This is a genomic window from Streptosporangium pseudovulgare, from assembly GCF_014648055.1.
Lineage (GTDB): Bacteria > Actinomycetota > Actinomycetes > Streptosporangiales > Streptosporangiaceae > Streptosporangium > Streptosporangium pseudovulgare.
This window is the reverse complement of sequence record NZ_BMQJ01000001.1, coordinates 863,638-879,694: the sequence shown is the minus strand read 5'-3', so window position 1 is coordinate 879,694 and position 16,057 is coordinate 863,638. Positions and strand designations below refer to the sequence as shown.

The window sequence follows — 16,057 nt, the reverse complement described above, 5'->3', positions numbered from 1 at the left end:
GTTCAAGTGGCCGGCGCCATCCCCGGGCGAGCCGAAGCGCAGCGGGCCGCCCACTTCACGGGGTCGATCATCGCGTCGTCGAGGCGTCGCCGCCTCCGACCGCGGGCGGCGGCGTCCAGGCAGTTCCGCGTAGACGACTCCTGCTCACATACACCCGCCGTGGTAGGCGGTACGCGCGTCTGGGCGGAGCGTTCTCGCGCGCACGAACCGTAGGATCGCGGCATGGAACACCGCGCCACGTCGTTGCGCCTGCCTGCGTCGGCGCAGGATGTGCTGCTCGCGCTCTTCGTCACCGTGATGCAGGTTCAGGGCACCCTGGCGAAGATCGCCGCCGAGGGGGCCTCGCGGCCCCTCAGCGACCTCGGACACCTGGGATATGTCCTGCTGGTCGTGAGCGGCGTGGCGGTCGCCGTCCGCCGCCGGTGGCCGGTGCCGGTGTTCGTCACCGCCGCGCTCGCCAGCCTGGTGTACTACACCCTCGACTTCCCTGACGGGCCCGGCTGGCTCGGGCTCTTCGTCGCCCTGTACACCCTCGCCGCTTACGGTGACGGGCGCCGGTCGCTGGTGACGGCCGGCGTGGGGACCACGGTGCTCGCCATCGGCTGGCTGGTCGCCGCTGCCGACATCGAGCCGCGCGCCGCCATCGGCTGGGTGTTCTTCCGTATCGGCGCGTCGGTCATGAGCGTGGCTCTCGGCGAGTCCGTCCGGTCCCGGCGGGTCATCGCGGCCGATGCTCAGGAGCGCGCTGAGCTGGCCGAACGGACCCGCGAGGAGGAGACGCGGGCTCGGGTCGACGCCGAACGGCTCCGGATCGCGCGCGAGGTCCACGACACCGTCGCGCACGCCATAGCGATCATCAACGTCCAGTCCGGTGTCACCGCGCACGTACTCGACAAGAAGCCGGAAGTGGCGCGCGAGGCGCTGCGAGCGATCGAGCAGACCAGTTCCCGGGCACTGCAGGAGATGCGAGCCATCCTCGGCGTACTCCGTGACGACGACAATGAGCGCCTGCCGTACCCCGGGCTGGGGCAGATCGAGGAACTGACCGCCAAGGCACGCGAGGCCGGGCTCGACATCGAGCTCGAGGAGACCTCACCCGCGGCACCGCTGCCGAACGCGGTGGGGAGTGTCGCCTACCGGATCCTGCAGGAATCGATCACCAACGTGATCCGCCATGTCGGCCCGACTCGGGTGCGGGTGGCGATGAACCCCGGGATCGAAACCTTGGAGATCCGCGTGACCGATGAGGGCCGCCGTGCCGCCCCAGGCGATGTCCCCGCCGACCCGCACCTACCGGCCAAGCTCGGCCGCGGGATCCTCGGCATGCGCGAGCGCTGTCAACTGCTGGGCGGCGAACTCGACGCCAGGCCGCTTCCGGGCGGCGGGTTCGAAGTCAAGGCACGACTGCCCCTCGCGCCGAGCGGGTCGCGCCTGTGAACGCCGCGGCGGGGTCCCCATCGGCGAACGCTCCGATCAGGGTGCTGGTCGCCGACGATGAGGCTCTCGTGCGTTCCGGGTTCAAGGTCCTGCTCGATCTCGAGGACGACATCGCGGTGGTGGGAGAAGCCACCAACGGCCACGAAGCCGTCGAGCGGACCCGCGCCACCCGTCCCGACGTGGTCCTCATGGACATCCGCATGCCCAAGCTGGACGGGATTCAGGCCACCGCGCAGATCGCCGGGACGCGCGGACTGGAACAGGTCCGCGTCCTCATCCTCACCACCTACGACACCGACGACTACGTCTTCGACGCACTGCAGGCCGGTGCCAGCGGTTTCCTGCTCAAAGACGCCGGGCCGTCGGAGCTCCTGCACGCCGTCCGGGTGGTCGCCGTCGGAGACGCGCTGCTCGCGCCGCGGATCACCCGGCGTCTCATCGGCCAGTTCGCTGCGCGACGCCAGGTCGCACGGGCCGCGGAGGAGCGGCTCGCGGTGCTGACCGAGCGCGAGCGTGAAGTGACGGCCCTGGTAGGACAGGGGCTGAGCAACCACGAGATCGGTAACGAGTTGTTTCTCAGCCCGGCCACCGTGCGCACCCATGTCAGCCACGCGATGGTGAAACTGGGTGCGCGCGACCGTGCGCAGCTGGTCGTCATCGCCTACCGAACGGGACTGGTCAGCCCTGCCCCATGAACGCGCCGTTCACCGGCGCGAAGACGACCACGACGTGTAAGGTTCCGACCTCGTCATCTGCCCACGCCGTCTCCGGACCTCATTCTGAAACCATCAGTAAACGGTTCAGTGCCGGAAAAACGAGTCGTAGATGACGTCCGGGGGCGAGTCGCCGTGCGACGTCTCGGCCTTGGCGGATATACCATTTCCGCTGGTCAGGGCGCACATCATCCCCCCGAAAAGACTGGAAAACCCCTTTTCTGGTCTTCAGGAAACGCGTCTTCTTTGGGGATTCCATGCGACGTCTCTTGTGTATGACCGTCACCGGTCTGTCCCTGCTCGGCGGTGTCGTCACCGCCGCACAGGCGGCCGCCGGACCCGGCGACCCCGGGTACGGGCCCGGGTACGGTCCGAACTCCGCGCAGGCCCAGGCAGACCCCGCCTGGCAGGGGCCGACGGACCCGGACGGCCTCCAGCCGCCGCCACCCGGGCCCATGCCGCACGGAGCCGGCCGGCCCGTACCGCCTCCGCCCCTGCCGCGCCCGCCCGTGGGGCCGCCCAGGCCGCCCTACCCCGGCGTCAGGCAGCTCACGCTGTCGGTCGCCAGGGCCTACGGGCCGTTCAGCCAGCCGCGGACCGTCTCGCTGAGCTGCGGGCCGGCGCGTGGCACGCACCCCAACCCGGTCGCGGCGTGCGCGCAGCTGTACCCGGCGCAGGGCAACCCGGCCTACGTCGGTTCGATGTCTCCGGTCTTCTGCCCGCGCCTGTACCAGCCGGTCAGGGTGAGCGCGTACGGCTTCTGGAACGGCCGGCCCGTCCGGTTCCAGCGGACCTACCCCAACTCCTGCGAGCTGCGCAGGGCGACCGGCGAGGTCTTCGCGTTCTGATCGCCCTCGCCTCCTGAGTCCTCCGGCCGGAGAGGTCCGGTCCCCGGCCGGAGCTTCCGGTCCGCGGCCGGAGCTCCCGGTCCGCGGCTCCGTGGCCGGGAGCCGCCGCCTCCCGCGCCGTCGGAACCCGCGTCGCACCGGCCTCCCGCCCGCGCCCCGGCCCGGCCCCGCCGGTGCGCGCGGGCGGGGCTGCCAGCCGGTTCCAAGTCCTCCCCAAGTCGTGCCCGGAATGCTCCCGCTCCGGAAAGCGAGTTTGGGGAGAGCAAGCGAATGCAGGCACGAACAACCGTCGCGGCCGGGCTGGCGGGACTGGTCCTGACCGGCGTCCTGGCGTCGCCGGGAGCCGCCCTGGCGGCCCCGAAGGATCCGGAGATTCCCGTGGGAACGCGGCTGGCGGCCCGGACGCATCCGGCCGTGCAGCTCACGTCGGTGTCCTACGCCGCCGACGTCGCGGTGCCGACTCCGGTGGCGAAGCCGCAGGCGATCAGGAGTCTGACCATGCAGGGGGTCGAGGCCGTCCAGTCCGGCAAGATCTCCTCCGACGACAACAGCATCTACCGGTGGGTCGTCCAGCAGATGGCCAGGAACCCGGGCCGCTACTTCTCACCGGGGAAGCCGGAGCGGGTCGTGAAGGCCACCGCGGGCGGGCTGTGCACGGGCTGGTGGGTCACGCCGGACGGCTACATGGTGACGGCCGCCCACTGCGTCGGCCAGGAGGACGCCGAGCTGGCGCGGACCTTCGCGTCCCAGGCACTCGACAAGATCAACAAGAAGGACGCCGCCGACCTGGTGGCCGGGCTCGGCGAGTTCGCCTCCGACGACGAGATCGTCCGGACCGCCGCCAAGATCTTCCAGATCTGGAACGCCGACAACATCAAGATCCGTAACGTCGAGAGCTCGCTGTCCCTGCTGCAGAGCCTGCCGGGCGGCGGCGTGGACAAGACCGCCAAGGCGATCCCCATCGAACTGGTCGCCAAGGGGACGGTCTACCCGGGCAAGGACGTCGCGATCCTCAAGGCCAACGGCATGAGCAACCTGCCGACCGTGCCGCTGGGCGCCGACTCCGACGTGCGGGTCGGCGACACGCTCTACATCAGCGGGTTCCCCGGCACGGTGACGCAGACCTCGATCTTCAACATCGAGTCCAAGCTCGAACCCGCGTTCACCGAGGGCCCCTACAACGCCACACGGCAGACCCCCGAGGGCGTGCCGTACATCCAGACGCAGGCGCCCTCCTACCCGGGGAACTCGGGCGGCCCGGTGTTCAGCAGGGACGGCAAGGTCATCGGCATCCTGGTCGGCGGACTGATCCAGCAGGACGGAGGCTCCACCGAGGGGGAGAGCTTCGTGCTGCCGGTCGGCGTCGTCAAGGAGAAGCTGAACGAGAAGAACATCAGGCCCGCCGAGTCGGTGACGACGAAGAACTACAACGAGGCGCTGGAGCTGTTCTTCGCCGACCACTACTCCGAGGCGCTGCCGAAGTTCCGGGAGGTCCAGGCGCTGCACCCGAACCACCCCTACGTCGCCCGCTACATCTCCGACTCCCAGCAGGCCATCACCGCGGGCCGGGACAGGAGCTCCAGCCCGATCCTGCCGTGGCTGCTGTGGGGCGGCGGCCTGGCGCTCGTGGTCGCGCTCGGCGCGCTGGCCGCCGTGCTCGGGCGCAGACGGCGGCCGAAGGCTCCGGCGCCGTCCTTCCCGCAGATCCCGTACGGCGCGCACCAGGTCCCCCCGTCGGCGGGGCACGGACCCGTGCCCTACGACGACCGGTCCGGGCGGTACGACCCGTACGGCGCCGACCCGTACGGCGGGCACGACCCGTACGGCGGGCCGCGGCAGCCCGTCCACTCGCGGCGCTCGCCGCACCCCCTCCCGATGGGGCCGGAGGGCGACCCGGCCTCCGGCCCGCAGCCGCCGTACGGTCAGGCCCCGTCGCGGTCCGGTCCCGGCGCCGACACCCGGATCGCCGGCCTGGAGGCGGAGCTGGAACGGCTGCGCCGCGACATCGGCCGGCACCCGGACGACGGACGCTGAGGCGCCGCCCCCGGAGGCCCGGCGGGACTCCGGGCGTTCCCACGGGCATCCGGAGACCCGCGAGCGCGCCGCTCCCGGGCCACTCCCCGTGAGCGCGCCACTCCCGGGCCACTCGGAGGGCCGGGAGCGACGGCGGTCACACCCGCTCGGGGACCTTCGCCCGGCGGCGTCCCCGGTAGCCGCCGGGCACCGGGGCGTCACCGCCGGCCATGACGTCCCCCTGGAGGAGAACGTCCGCGGATCGGGCCGGGACGTCCCCGGGCCAGGTGCGGGCGGCCGGGACGGCGGGCCCGAGCCGGACGGTCGTGCTGACCACGGGCTCGGAACGCCGGTGCCGCCGGCCCCGCAGCGGGGCGTCCGCCGCGAAGGCGGACGTCTCCAACGGGTGCTCGCGCCGGTGCCGCCGGCCCCGCGGCGGGGCGTCCGGCGTGAAGGCGGGGGACTCGGCGGGATGCTCGCGCAGCCGGCGCCTGCCCTGGTAGGGCACCCTGGGACCGTCGTGGCGGCGGACCGGGGAGGTCTCCCGGCCCGGAGCCCGCTCGGGCCTTCCGGTGTCCCCGGCCGCGCCGGACCGGCTCTCCGGAACGGGGGAGAACCAGCTCCCGGAGACGGCCGCGGACCGGCTCTCCGGCATGGGGGAGAACCAGCTCTCGGGGACGTCGGGGGAACGGCCCCCGGAGGCGCCGGAGAGCCAGCTCTCCGCGGTCTCGCTCACGCGGGCGAGGAGGGCGGCCAGGTCGGTCTCCTCGGCACGCGTGAGGCTGGCCGCGGCCGGGAAGGACTCGCCCTCCGCGCCGTGGGAGCCGGTACGGGCGAGGGCGGCCGGCAGGATCTCGTCGGCCCGGTGGATGTGCAGCGGCGGGGTCGTGACGACGGCGCGCTCGGCCGGCGGGACCGCCGCGGTGGTCGTCGAGACGGCCGGCGACGCGGTCGTGATCTCGGGGAGGGACGCGGCCGTGATCTCCGGGAGGACCGTCCCGGCGGTCCGCGGCTCGACGGCCGAGACGGGGGAGACGACCGGGGCCGAGGCGGGCGCGTTCTTGGTCATCCGGCGGCGGCCCGGGGCGCGGCGGCGGCCGGGGGCCCGGCGGGCGGGCGCCTTCCGCGACGGGGCCGCGGGGGTCGCGCCGACGAGGGCGAGCCGGGTCCGCGACTGCTTGATCCTGGCGTGGGCGATCATCGCCATCGCGGTGAGCAGGACCGGCGCGAGGACGGTCGGGCTGCCGAGCTGGGGGGCGGGCAGCGACAGGTCGCGGCCGGAGGCGACCGGGTCCGCGGCGAGCGCCTTGGTGTCCGCGGTGGCCGGCTTGGCGTGCTTTCCGGCCGATCCCCCGGACGGCGCGGTGGCCTGTCCGGCCGTCGTGCCGGTGATCCCCGCCGTCGCGCCCGTCGTGCCGGTGGCACCGGTGGCGCCGGTGGCGTCCGCCGTACCGGCGCCGTTGACGGTCGTGGTCGTGGTCGTGGCGGTTTCGGGCCGGGCGGGGGACGGGGAGGGGGCGGCGTGCTTGCCGGGGCCCTTGGCGTGCTTGGGGGCGGCCTTGGCGGTGGTCTTGGCGGTGGTCTTGGGGCCGGCCTTCTCGACCGGTACGGGGTCGGGCAGGGCGAACAACGCCAGCACGCCGGGGTCGGGCGAGACCTCCACCGAGTTGTCGGCCCGGACGTCGGAGGAGGTGATGACGGTCTTCTTCTCGGCCGCCTCCTTCTCCAGCCGGGCCTTGATCTTCTCGGGGTAGCCGTAGCCGACGACCTTGTCGGTGTCGCGCACCTTGCGCTTGGCGACCCCGCCGTCGACGTTGCCCTCGATCGTGTGGATCTTCCGGCCCTCGACCCGGGTGACGATCCCCACGTGGTCGATGCGGTCGATCTTGTTCGAGCCGCCCCAGTCGAAGAAGACGATGGCGCCGGGCTTCGGGGTGGTGCCCCAGGCGTCCTGCTCCTTGAACCACCGCGCGTGGTAGACGGTGTAGGCGAACTGCCCCACCCAGCTCTCGTAGCCGAGCTTGTGCGCCGCCCACGACAGGTACATGTCGCACCAGGGGGCGGAGGTGTAGTCGTCCTTCGACTCCACGGTGCCGTCGTACCAGCCGCCGAACTTCGTGTATCCGTCCGACTTCTCGGAGTAACCGAGCTGACTTTCCAGCAGCTCGATGAACTTGTGCATCTCAGGGGTCATAGAGAGTTTCGCGAGAACCCCGATGGCCGTGCGTGTGTGGTCGCGCCGCCCTCGCGACCTGGGCATCGGGGATGGGGTCGAACGATGGTGCGTTCACGCGGGCCGGCCGGAGAGGGACCGGGGCGCGTGTGGCGGCACCATTGGCCAGTGTCTTCCGTGACGGGAGAGGTTACATACTTCAAGATTAGGTTACGTCACGGTAAAGCGTGCACAGATCTTCAAACTGGGTAAGGCGGGTCAGATGGGTGCGTAGAGGACAAGGACGTTCCCCGAGGGGTCGCGGAGCACCGCCCTCGTCTCGTGCGGCCCCGCCTCCGGATCACGCACCACCGTCGCGCCCGCGTCCGCCAGCTCCCGTACGGCCCGCGCGACGTCGTCCACCCGGTAGGACGGCGCGGTGACCTCCCCGGCCACCCGCTCCTCCGCCGCCACCAGCGCGACCGTGGCGCCGCCCCCGTCCAGGGCCGCGAACCGGTCGCCGTCGCGGAAGCGCACCGCCAGGCCGAGCGTCCCGGAGTAGAAGGCGATCGCCTCTCCCATGTCGGCCACGGGGATCAGGACGTTGCCAAGCTTGGTCAAAGGAGCCTCCGCGGGGGTCGGTTGTCGATCGACAAGCTAGCGATGCCGGTTTCCAGCTACAAGACGCGGTTCAAGGTGATTTTTTGTGAAACCTGGGTACCCGCCGCGCTTCGCCCGGTTTCCGGCGGGGCCGGAACCCCGGCCGCCCGGCCGGGAGGCCGTCCGCCCGCGAGGCTGCCCGTCCCCGCCCGGCCGTCCGCCTCCGCCCGGCCCTCCGCCCCCGCGAGGCCCTCCGCCCCCGCGAAGTCGTCCGCCTCCGCGAGGCCGTCCGTCACGGAGACGCCGGGGCCGGGGTCCGTCCCGGCGCGGTCCCGGTCCGTCCCCGGTCCCGAAGGACCGGGGGAACCGGAGGAACCCGAAAGTCCGGAGACGCCGGAGCGCCCGGAAGGCCCGCAGGCGGGCAGGCCCAGCCGTACGTCCCGGGAGCGCATCTCACCGCCGGGGACGACGGTGGCCGTCACCAGCCGGTGGACGTACTCCCCGCACGGGGGAAGGGCGGCGAACTCCCCGGGGACACGGCGGGTGTACTCCGTCAGGCCGGACAGCGTCAGGGTGCGGACGTCGCCGGTCAGCCCGCCCTCGCCGCCGACGACCTTCTGGGCGAACCCCAGCCGCACGGTCACCGCGGAGGTGCCCGCGGCCCGCACCCGGAGGCCGATCTCGGCGCCGTCGAACGAGATGATCTCCACCTCCGCGGCCGGGGCGCCGGGGGAGGGGGTGGGCGAGGGCCCGGCCGGGGACGGAGTGCCCGGCGAGGCCGTCGATCCCGTCGGGCTCGGCCGGCCGGAGGCGGTGGCCGTCGGGGTGGAGCTCGGCCGGTCCTCCGTCGCGGTGGGTTTCGGGCGGCCCCGACCACTGCCCGTCGGGGTGGGCTCCGGACGGCTCGGCCGCGCGGTGGGGTCCGGACGCCCGGGTCCGCCGGTGGGCGCCGGAGAGACGGGCCGGTCCGTGCGCCCGCCTGGCCCGGTGGGCGCGGGCGGCACGGTCCGGCCGGGGGCCGCGCTCCTCGGCGGCCCGGGGGAGGGGCTGGGGACGACGGAACCCCGGGACCGTTCGTGGGCGGCCGGCCGGGTCGTCCTCCGGTCGCCGGAGGCCGCCGTGCCGCCGCCCGCGGGGTGTCCCGGCGCGGGGGTGAATACCGTGTCCGAGGCGAGCCGGTCGGGGATCCGGCCCGCGACCACCAGCCCGGTGGTGACCGCGACGCCGATCACCCCCGCCGCCGCCACGATCCGCGGGCCGAGCCGGGGGCGGCGCGTCCCGCCCGGCCGCCCGGCCGCGTTCGGCGGCCTCGGGACGCACGTCTTCGGCACGGTTCTGGCCAGCGGGAACGCCAGCGCCAGCCCGATGGCGAGCTCGGCCAGGCGCTGCCGCCCACGCCGCTCCCAGCCGGGTCCGCAGGCGGCGGACGCGACCGCCTCCAGGTCCGCGGCGAACTCCCGGGCCGTGGCCGGCCGGTCCGCCGGGTCCTCGGCCAGGCCGCGCGCCATCAGCTCGCGGAGCTCGCGCGCCGAGGCCGGAACCGCCTCCACCGGGACCGGCGCGGTCCGGTGCCGATGCCCGAGCTCCGCGGGTTCCGCGGGCTCTGTGGGCGCCGTGCCGTACGGCGGGTGCCCGGTGAGGCACTCGAAGAACACGCACGCGGCCGCGTACAGGTCGCCCGCCGGGCCGGCCGGGCGCCCGTCCCGCCGCTCGGACACCGCGTGGGGCGGCCCGCCCGGCGGCCCCGGCTCGGCGGTGCGGGCGGCGACGCCGAGGTCCGCCAGCTTGCCGGTGCCGTCCGCCTGGACGAGCACGTTCTCCGGCCGGTGGCCGCGGTGCGCGACCCCGGCGGCGTGCGCGGCCGCGAGGCCGGCCAGCGAGTCCCGCAGCACCACCAGCGCGGCCTCGGGGCCGAGGGCGCCGTGCCGGGCCAGGATCCTCCGGAGCGAGACGCCGTCCACCAGCTCCATCACGATCGCGGCCTGGATCACGTCCTCGTAGTACTCGTGGAGCGAGACCACGTTGGGGTCCCGCAGCTCCGCCAGGACGCGGGCGTCCCGCCGGAACCCGGACAGGAACCCGGGGGAGTCCCGCAGGGAGGCGCCGAGATACTTGATGGCCACGTAGGCGCCGGTGGCCTCGTAGGTGGCCAGCACCACGCGGCCGCCGCCCCCGCTGCCGAGCTCTCGCACCTCGCGGTATCCCGGAACCATCCAGTCCCCCTCCGAGCGCCGTCGATTGTTCGACGGTCTCACCCCCCGGGGTGGTTGTCACGGTTCGCGAACTTCGCACCGGGCAGTAAGGCGAGTACGGGGGATGTGTCGATGACGGGGGCCCGGTTCCATGCGGAAACTCGATGCCCCGCTGGTGGCGGTCGCCGTGGCGCTGCTGCTCGCGATGGTGGCGTGGGGAGTGTTCTCCCCGGGCTCGCTGGACACGGCGGGCACGAACGCGCTCGGCTGGGTGCTGGACGCCTTCGGCTGGCTGTTCGTGGTCGCCGCCGACCTCTTCCTGGTCCTGGCGGTCGTGCTGGCGGCGAGCAGGTACGGCACGATCCGCCTCGGCAGGGACGACGAGACCCCCGAGTTCTCCAACCTCGCGTGGGTCGCGATGATGTTCAGCGCCGGCATGGGCATCGGCCTCATGTTCTACGGCGTCGCCGAGCCGATCACGCACCTGCTCAGGCCGCCTCCGGGACTGGGCGTCACGGCGGGCTCGGCGGAGGCCGCGCGGGTCGCGATGGAGTACTCGCTGTTCCACTGGACCCTGCACCCCTGGGCCATCTACGCGATCACCGGCCTGGCCCTGGCGTACTCGACCTTCCGGATGGGTCGCGGCAACCGGTTCAGCGACGCCTTCACCCCGCTGTTCGGCGGCAGGCCCCGGCCGCACACGGGACGGGTGCTGGACCTGCTGGCCGTCCTCGCCACGGTCTTCGGCACCGCCACCAGCCTGGGACTGGGAGCCCTGCAGGTGGAGTACGGCATCAACGAGCTGTTCGGGCTCAGCGGCCGGCGACTGGAGGTGATCGTCATCATCGTGCTGACCGCCGCGTTCGTCGTCTCGGCCGCGACCGGCGTGCACCGGGGCGTGCAGTGGCTGAGCACCGCCAACATCTACCTGGCCGCCGTCCTGGCCGTGCTCATCTTCGTCTTCGGCCCGACCGTCGCCACCCTCGACCTGCTCCCCGCGTCGGTCGGCGGCTACCTGCAGGACCTCCTCCCGATGTCCTCGCGGACGGGGGCGTTCATCGACAAGAAATGGCTCGGGACCTGGACCATCTTCTACTGGGCGTGGTGGATGTCGTGGGCGCCGTTCGTCGGGGCCTTCATCGCCCGGATCTCCCGGGGGCGGACCGTCCGCGAGTTCGTGGTCGGCGTTCTGCTCGTCCCGTCCGGCGTCAGCGTGGTCTGGTTCGTCATCAGCGGCGGCGCCGCCGTGTGGTTCCAGCGCGCGGGTACGGCGGACTTCTCCGCGACCCTCACCGAGGGACCGGAGTCGGCGATGTTCACGCTGCTCCACCACCTGCCCCTGACCCTGCTCACCACCGCGATCACCGTGATCCTCGTCGCGCTCTACTTCGTCAGCGGCGCGGACGCGGCCGCGCTCGTCCTCGGCTCGCTGTCCAGCCGGGGGTCGCTCCACCCGCCCAGGCCGCTGGTAGTGATGTGGGGTGTGCTGACCGGCGCGGTCGCCCTGGTGCTCCTGCTGGCCGGCGGCCTGGACGGGCTGCAGCGCGCCACGATCCTGGTCGCGCTGCCGTTCGTGATCGTCATGCTCCTGCTCTGCCTGGCCCTGGTGAAGGAGCTGCGCCAGGACCCGGGGGTCGCCGCCCCCCGGGGGCGGCCCTACGGCCTGCCGGTCGCCATCCGCCGGGCCTGGGGCGAGGACGACAGGCCCTGACGTGCGCCGCTCCGGGCGGCGCACGCCGGGAACGGGCTGGATCCGGTGCCGGGTTCCGGCGGCCGTACGGCGTGGCGGAGGGCATGATCGGCGGAACCGCGGGCAGCGTGGTGACCTGGGTGAAGGGCGCCCGGGGGAGGAAGTGCCATGGGGCTCGAAGTCGTCCAGGTGTTGCTCAAGGCCGCGGCGGGCGGGTTGTTCGTGCTGCTGTTCGCCGCGCTGGCGGAGATGATCGCTCCGAAGAGGCTGGCGGGCGTGTTCTCCGCGGCTCCGTCCGTGGCCCTGGGCGGCATGCTGGTGACGGCCTGGCTCAGCGGGGTGTCCGACGTCCGCCAGGCGGCCCTGGGCATGACGGTCGGGGCGGTCGCGTTCGTCGCCTACTGCCTGGCGGGGGTGCCGCTGCTGAAGCGGTGGGGCGTCTGGAAGGGGTCGTCGGCCGCGCTGGGCGTCTGGCTGGCCGTGGCCGTGGCGGGTTACCTGGTGGTGTGGCCGTGACGAACGGTCTCCGTGACGACCGCGATGATCACAACGACCGTGACGGCCGTGACGAATGTGACGGCCGTGACGACCGTGATGGCCGCGGTGATCACAACAGCCGCGGCGGCTCCGGCGGCTCCGGCGGCGACCGCGGGCGGAGTGATGAGCGGTGCGGCGACGACGAGGTACGGCTCGTCCCCCGCGAGCTCGGAAAGACCGGACCGCGTGACTGGCTGATCCGGTTCGCGTTCGGCGCCGGGGTGTCCGCCCTCGCCGGGGTGGTCGCCACGGTGGCCGGCCCGCGGTTCGGCGGCCTCTTCCTGGCCTTCCCGGCGATCCTGATGGCGTCGCTGACACTGGTCGCCAAGGAGGAGAGCCTGCGTCAGGCCTGCAACGAGGCCCGGGGCGCGACCTTCGGCGCGGTGGGGCTGTTCGGCTTCGCCGCGGTCATCGCCGCCGCGCTGGCCGGCCGGTGGCCGCTGTGGGCGGCGCTGACCGCCGCCACCGCGGTGTGGGCCGTCCTCTCGCTGGGCTGCTACCTGCTGGCCAGGGCGTTCGTCGCCGGGGGAGACGAGCCGCCGGCGGGCTGAACCCGTCCGGCCCCGTGCGCCCGCGGTCCCGTGCGCCGTGGCTCGGTGTGCCCGTGGTCCGGTGCGCCCGGGGCCCGTCCGGCCCTGTGCGGTCCTGTGCGGTCCGCGGCCCGGTGGGCGCGGGTCAGCCGCCGCCGGTCTCCTCGGCGCGGGAGGACACGAAGTCCCCCGTGCCCTCCAGCGTGTAGAGGAGCCCCTCGTCCCGGAGCACCTGGATCCCCCGCCGCACGTCCTCGGGGTCGAGGCCGTACCGCTCCCCGAGGTCCTCCACGGAGGGGATCGGGCGGTCCATCTCCAGCTCGCCGCGGGTGATCTGCGCCCGGAGGACGTCAGCGAGCTTCCGGTAGGCGGGGACGTCTCCGCCGTGGTCGATCGTCACGGCCTCGAATCGTAGACGCCCGCCCGGGGAACGCCGAGCAGGCGCGCGGCGAGGAGCCCGCCTCTCCGGCGCCCGTCCCGGCGCGTCCGGGACGGACGCCTCACGGGCCTTCCGCCCGGACGGGCCGGGGACGGCCCGCCCCGCCGCTTTCCGGTACCGTTCGGCGGGTGACCGTCCTGCTGCCCGGTGTGGCCCTCACCGACCACGTCTTCACCGTCCCCCTCGACCACGCCGACCCCGGAGGCGAGACCATCGAGGTCTTCGCCCGGGAGGCGGTGGACCCGGCCAGGCAGGGCGAGGACCTGCCGTGGATGCTCTTCCTGCAGGGCGGGCCGGGCGGCAAGTCGCCGCGGCCGACCGGCGCGGACGGCTGGCTGGGGCACGCGCTGAGGACCCACCGGGTGCTCCTGCTCGACCAGCGGGGAACCGGCCGCAGCACCCCGGTCGCCACCGCCACCGCCGCCGTCTCCGGCACCGACGCCGGGCTGGCCGCCCGCCTCGCGCACTTCCGCGCCGACGCGATCGTCGACGACGCCGAGCTGATCCGCCGCGAGCTGTGCGGCGGGCGGCCGTGGGAGACCCTCGGCCAGAGCTACGGCGGGTTCGTCACGCTGACCTACCTGTCGCGGGCGCCCGAGGGGCTCTCGGCCTGCTACGTCACCGGCGGCCTGGCCGGGCTCACGGCGAGCGCCGACGACGTCTACGCGCGGACCTACCCCAGGGTCCGCGCCAAGGTCGAGCGGTACTTCGCCCGCCACCCCGGCGACTCCGCCCGCCTGGACGCGATCGCCGACCACCTGCGCGACCGGGAGGTCCTGCTGCCCGACGGCGACCGGCTGACCGTGCGCCGCCTGCAGAGCCTCGGCATGTGCCTGGGGATGGGCGACGGCGCCGACCGCCTGCACTGGATGCTCGACGAGGCGTGGACCGGCGACCGGCTCTCCGACCTGTTCCGCTACGAGGTCATGATGGCCACCGGCTTCGTCGGCAACCCGCTCTACGCGGTCCTGCACGAGTCGATCTACGCCCAGGGCGGCGCCACCGCCTGGGCCGCGCACCGCCTGCTTCCGGAGGAGTTCTCCGAGGACGCCCGGCCGCTGCTGCCCACCGGGGAGATGATCTATCCCTGGATGTTCGACGAGATCGCCGCGCTCCGCCCCTTCAAGGGCGCCGCCGAGATCATCGCCGCCCGCTCCGACTGGCCCGCCCTCTACGACCCGGTACGGCTGGCGGACAACCGGGTCCCGGTCGCCGCCGCCGTCTACTACGACGACATGTACGTCGACGAGGGACTGTCGATGGAGACGGCCCGCGCCGTGGGCGGCGTGCGGGCCTGGGTGACCAACGAGTGGGAGCACGACGGCGTGCGCGTCTCCGGAGGCCGGGTCCTCGCCCGCCTGATGGAGACGGTCAAGGGCGTCCACGGCCCCTGATCCGCCGGGCCGTCCGGCCCGCGCCTGGTCTCCCGCCCCCACCCCGGCTCCCGCGCCCGCCTCCCGGACCCCGCTCCGGCTCCCGCCGGACGTTCAGGCGGGCGGTTCGGTGAGCGGGAGCCGTACCTGGAAGCGGGTGTCGCCGGGCACCGACTCCACCCGCAGGTCGCCGCCGTGCCGGCCGGCCACGATGCGGTAGGAGATGTCCAGTCCCAGCCCGGTGCCCTCGCCGACGGCCTTGGTGGTGAAGAACGGCTCGAAGATCCGCTCGTGCAGGTGCTCCGGGACGCCGGGGCCGGTGTCGCAGACCTCCACCAGGGCGGTGGTGTCGTGTTCCACGCGGGTGCGGACGGTCAGCGTGCCGCTGCCGTTCATCGCGTCCAGCGCGTTGTGGATCAGGTTGGTCCACACCTGGTTGAGCTCCCCGGCGTAGCCGGGGATCGGCGGCAGCTCCGGGTCGTAGTCGGTCGCCACGCTCACCCCGGGCGGGATCTTGCCCTTGAACATGGCGAGAGTGCTGTCCAGCAGCTCCCGCACGTCCACCGTCTGGTACGGCGCGCGGTCCATCTGCGAGTACTGCTTGGCGGAGGCCAGCAGCGAGGAGATCCGCCCGGTCGCGTCGGTCACCTCGTCCAGCATCTGACCGATCTCGATGGCCTCCGAGAGCCAGCGCACCGCGCCGGGCAGGTGCTCCTCGCCGACCGACTCGCGCACCGCGTCCAGCCCGTCGGGGCCGAAGCCCGCGCTCACCAGCGCCGGGGCCAGCTCCCAGCCGTCCGGCACCCCGGCCTCCTCCAGCGCCTCGCCCAGCGCGTCCTCGGCGTCGGAGATCTCCAGCGGGGACCGCGCGGGCGCCTCCACGGCACCGTCCGTACAGCCCTCCTGAAGGTCGATCAGGGCGCGCAGCCGGTCGGCGGGGATGCCCGCCTCGGCCAGCGCGGCCAGCTCCCGCCGCGACGAGCGGACCATCTCCCGCAGTTCGCCCACGGCGCGCACGGCCGCGGCCGCCGGGTTGTTGAGCTCGTGGGTGAGCCCGGCGGTGATCGTGCCGAGCGCGGTCAGCCGCTGCCTGCGGTCGATGAAGTCCCGCTGGGCGAGCCCGCCGAGGCGCACCCCGTCGAGCAGGTGCACCGCCATCGGGAACCACTCGCCGATCATGTGGCCGTACTTCCGGGCGGGGAGCACGAAGAGCCGCGACGGCTTGGTCGCGCGCAGCGAGTGGGCGTAGGAGTCCGGGGCGCGGTCGCCGAGGTAGGCCGAGATCGCCCCTGCGTAGACGCCGGGCTGGGAGGTGGGGGCCATGGAGACCGGCCCGGCGGGGGTCTCGGTGGTCATCATGACCTCGCCGTCGATGAGCACGAAGAAGGACTCGGCGGGGTCGCCCTGCCGTACGACCGTCTCACCCGCGTCGTAGTCGCGCTCCTCGCCGTGGGAGGCCAGCCAGGCGATCTTCTCGTCGTCGAGCCTCTCGAACAGGAACAGCCCTCTGAGCACTTCCGGATCGGTCATGCG

At 73.6% G+C, this 16,057-nt stretch carries 13 protein-coding genes; 8 read left to right on the top strand and 5 right to left on the bottom strand.

Annotated features, from left to right (window positions below):
• The first annotated feature begins 222 nt into the window (after positions 1-222).
• The 4 genes from IEZ10_RS03835 (at position 223) to IEZ10_RS03820 (ending at position 5,032) form a co-directional block, all read left to right on the top strand.
• Complete coding sequence (locus IEZ10_RS03835; RefSeq protein ID WP_189244986.1) at positions 223-1,437, top strand: sensor histidine kinase; 1,215 nt, start codon at positions 223-225, stop codon at positions 1,435-1,437.
• A 35-nt stretch (positions 1,438-1,472) separates the two neighbouring features.
• Entirely contained in the window at positions 1,473-2,132 is a 660-nt protein-coding gene (locus IEZ10_RS03830; protein ID WP_229810934.1) for a response regulator transcription factor, read from the top strand.
• A 293-nt stretch (positions 2,133-2,425) separates the two neighbouring features.
• The gene (locus IEZ10_RS03825; RefSeq protein WP_189244984.1) at positions 2,426-2,998 is read left to right on the top strand and encodes an SSI family serine proteinase inhibitor; all 573 of its coding nucleotides are present in this window, start codon (positions 2,426-2,428) and stop codon (positions 2,996-2,998) included.
• 270 nt (positions 2,999-3,268) lie between these two features.
• Positions 3,269-5,032, top strand: a complete 1,764-nt coding sequence (locus IEZ10_RS03820; RefSeq protein WP_189244983.1) for a S1C family serine protease — start codon at positions 3,269-3,271, stop codon at positions 5,030-5,032.
• 136 nt (positions 5,033-5,168) lie between these two features.
• Here IEZ10_RS03820 and IEZ10_RS38675 read toward each other — a convergent pair whose 3' ends face one another.
• The 3 genes from IEZ10_RS38675 to IEZ10_RS03805 all read right to left on the bottom strand — a co-directional run bounded on the left by IEZ10_RS38675 (position 5,169) and on the right by IEZ10_RS03805 (position 9,976).
• Positions 5,169-7,193 carry a CHAP domain-containing protein gene (locus tag IEZ10_RS38675; RefSeq protein WP_229810902.1) on the bottom strand — a complete coding sequence of 675 codons (2,025 nt, stop codon included), beginning with the start codon at positions 7,191-7,193 and terminating at the stop codon, positions 5,169-5,171.
• A 249-nt stretch (positions 7,194-7,442) separates the two neighbouring features.
• Positions 7,443-7,784: a VOC family protein gene (locus tag IEZ10_RS03810; protein WP_179819007.1), complete on the bottom strand. Its 342-nt coding sequence runs from the start codon at positions 7,782-7,784 to the stop codon at positions 7,443-7,445.
• Between the two features lie 56 nt (positions 7,785-7,840).
• Positions 7,841-9,976: a serine/threonine-protein kinase gene (locus IEZ10_RS03805; RefSeq protein WP_189244982.1), complete on the bottom strand. Its 2,136-nt coding sequence runs from the start codon at positions 9,974-9,976 to the stop codon at positions 7,841-7,843.
• A 130-nt stretch (positions 9,977-10,106) separates the two neighbouring features.
• Between IEZ10_RS03805 and IEZ10_RS03800 the strand changes: the two genes are divergently transcribed.
• The 3 genes from IEZ10_RS03800 (at position 10,107) to IEZ10_RS03790 (ending at position 12,733) form a co-directional block, all read left to right on the top strand.
• A complete protein-coding gene (locus IEZ10_RS03800) occupies positions 10,107-11,666 on the top strand; it encodes a BCCT family transporter (RefSeq protein WP_189244981.1) in 1,560 nt (519 codons plus the stop codon).
• A 147-nt stretch (positions 11,667-11,813) separates the two neighbouring features.
• A complete protein-coding gene (locus tag IEZ10_RS03795) occupies positions 11,814-12,161 on the top strand; it encodes a DUF3147 family protein (protein WP_189244980.1) in 348 nt (115 codons plus the stop codon).
• Complete coding sequence (locus IEZ10_RS03790) at positions 12,158-12,733, top strand: DUF3147 family protein (protein WP_189244979.1); 576 nt, start codon at positions 12,158-12,160, stop codon at positions 12,731-12,733. The genes IEZ10_RS03795 and IEZ10_RS03790 overlap by 4 nt, the downstream gene beginning before the upstream one ends.
• Before the next feature lie 124 nt (positions 12,734-12,857).
• On the opposite strand, the gene IEZ10_RS03785 is transcribed toward IEZ10_RS03790, so the two are convergent.
• Positions 12,858-13,112, bottom strand: coding sequence for a GntR family transcriptional regulator (locus IEZ10_RS03785; RefSeq protein WP_229810901.1), 255 nt, complete (start codon positions 13,110-13,112; stop codon positions 12,858-12,860).
• Positions 13,113-13,279: 167 nt separating this feature from the next.
• Between IEZ10_RS03785 and IEZ10_RS03780 the strand changes: the two genes are divergently transcribed.
• Positions 13,280-14,545, top strand: coding sequence for an alpha/beta fold hydrolase (locus IEZ10_RS03780; protein ID WP_229810900.1), 1,266 nt, complete (start codon positions 13,280-13,282; stop codon positions 14,543-14,545).
• 93 nt (positions 14,546-14,638) lie between these two features.
• On the opposite strand, the gene IEZ10_RS03775 is transcribed toward IEZ10_RS03780, so the two are convergent.
• On the bottom strand, positions 14,639-16,054 hold the full coding sequence (locus tag IEZ10_RS03775) for an ATP-binding protein (protein ID WP_189244978.1): 1,416 nt from the start codon (positions 16,052-16,054) through the stop codon (positions 14,639-14,641).
• Between the last annotated feature and the right edge of the window lie 3 nt (positions 16,055-16,057).

Bases quoted from the DNA above. Each gene is read 5' to 3' on its own strand.
- IEZ10_RS03835 (WP_189244986.1), top strand. From the start codon at position 223: ATGGAACACCGCGCCACGTCGTTGCGCCTGCCTGCGTCGGCGCAGGAT.
- IEZ10_RS03825 (WP_189244984.1), top strand. From the start codon at position 2,426: ATGACCGTCACCGGTCTGTCCCTGCTCGGCGGTGTCGTCACCGCCGCA.
- IEZ10_RS03820 (WP_189244983.1), top strand. From the start codon at position 3,269: ATGCAGGCACGAACAACCGTCGCGGCCGGGCTGGCGGGACTGGTCCTG.
- IEZ10_RS38675 (WP_229810902.1), bottom strand. From the start codon at position 7,193: ATGCACAAGTTCATCGAGCTGCTGGAAAGTCAGCTCGGTTACTCCGAG.
- IEZ10_RS03805 (WP_189244982.1), bottom strand. From the start codon at position 9,976: ATGGTTCCGGGATACCGCGAGGTGCGAGAGCTCGGCAGCGGGGGCGGC.
- IEZ10_RS03800 (WP_189244981.1), top strand. From the start codon at position 10,107: ATGCGGAAACTCGATGCCCCGCTGGTGGCGGTCGCCGTGGCGCTGCTG.
- IEZ10_RS03795 (WP_189244980.1), top strand. From the start codon at position 11,814: ATGGGGCTCGAAGTCGTCCAGGTGTTGCTCAAGGCCGCGGCGGGCGGG.
- IEZ10_RS03775 (WP_189244978.1), bottom strand. From the start codon at position 16,054: ATGACCGATCCGGAAGTGCTCAGAGGGCTGTTCCTGTTCGAGAGGCTC.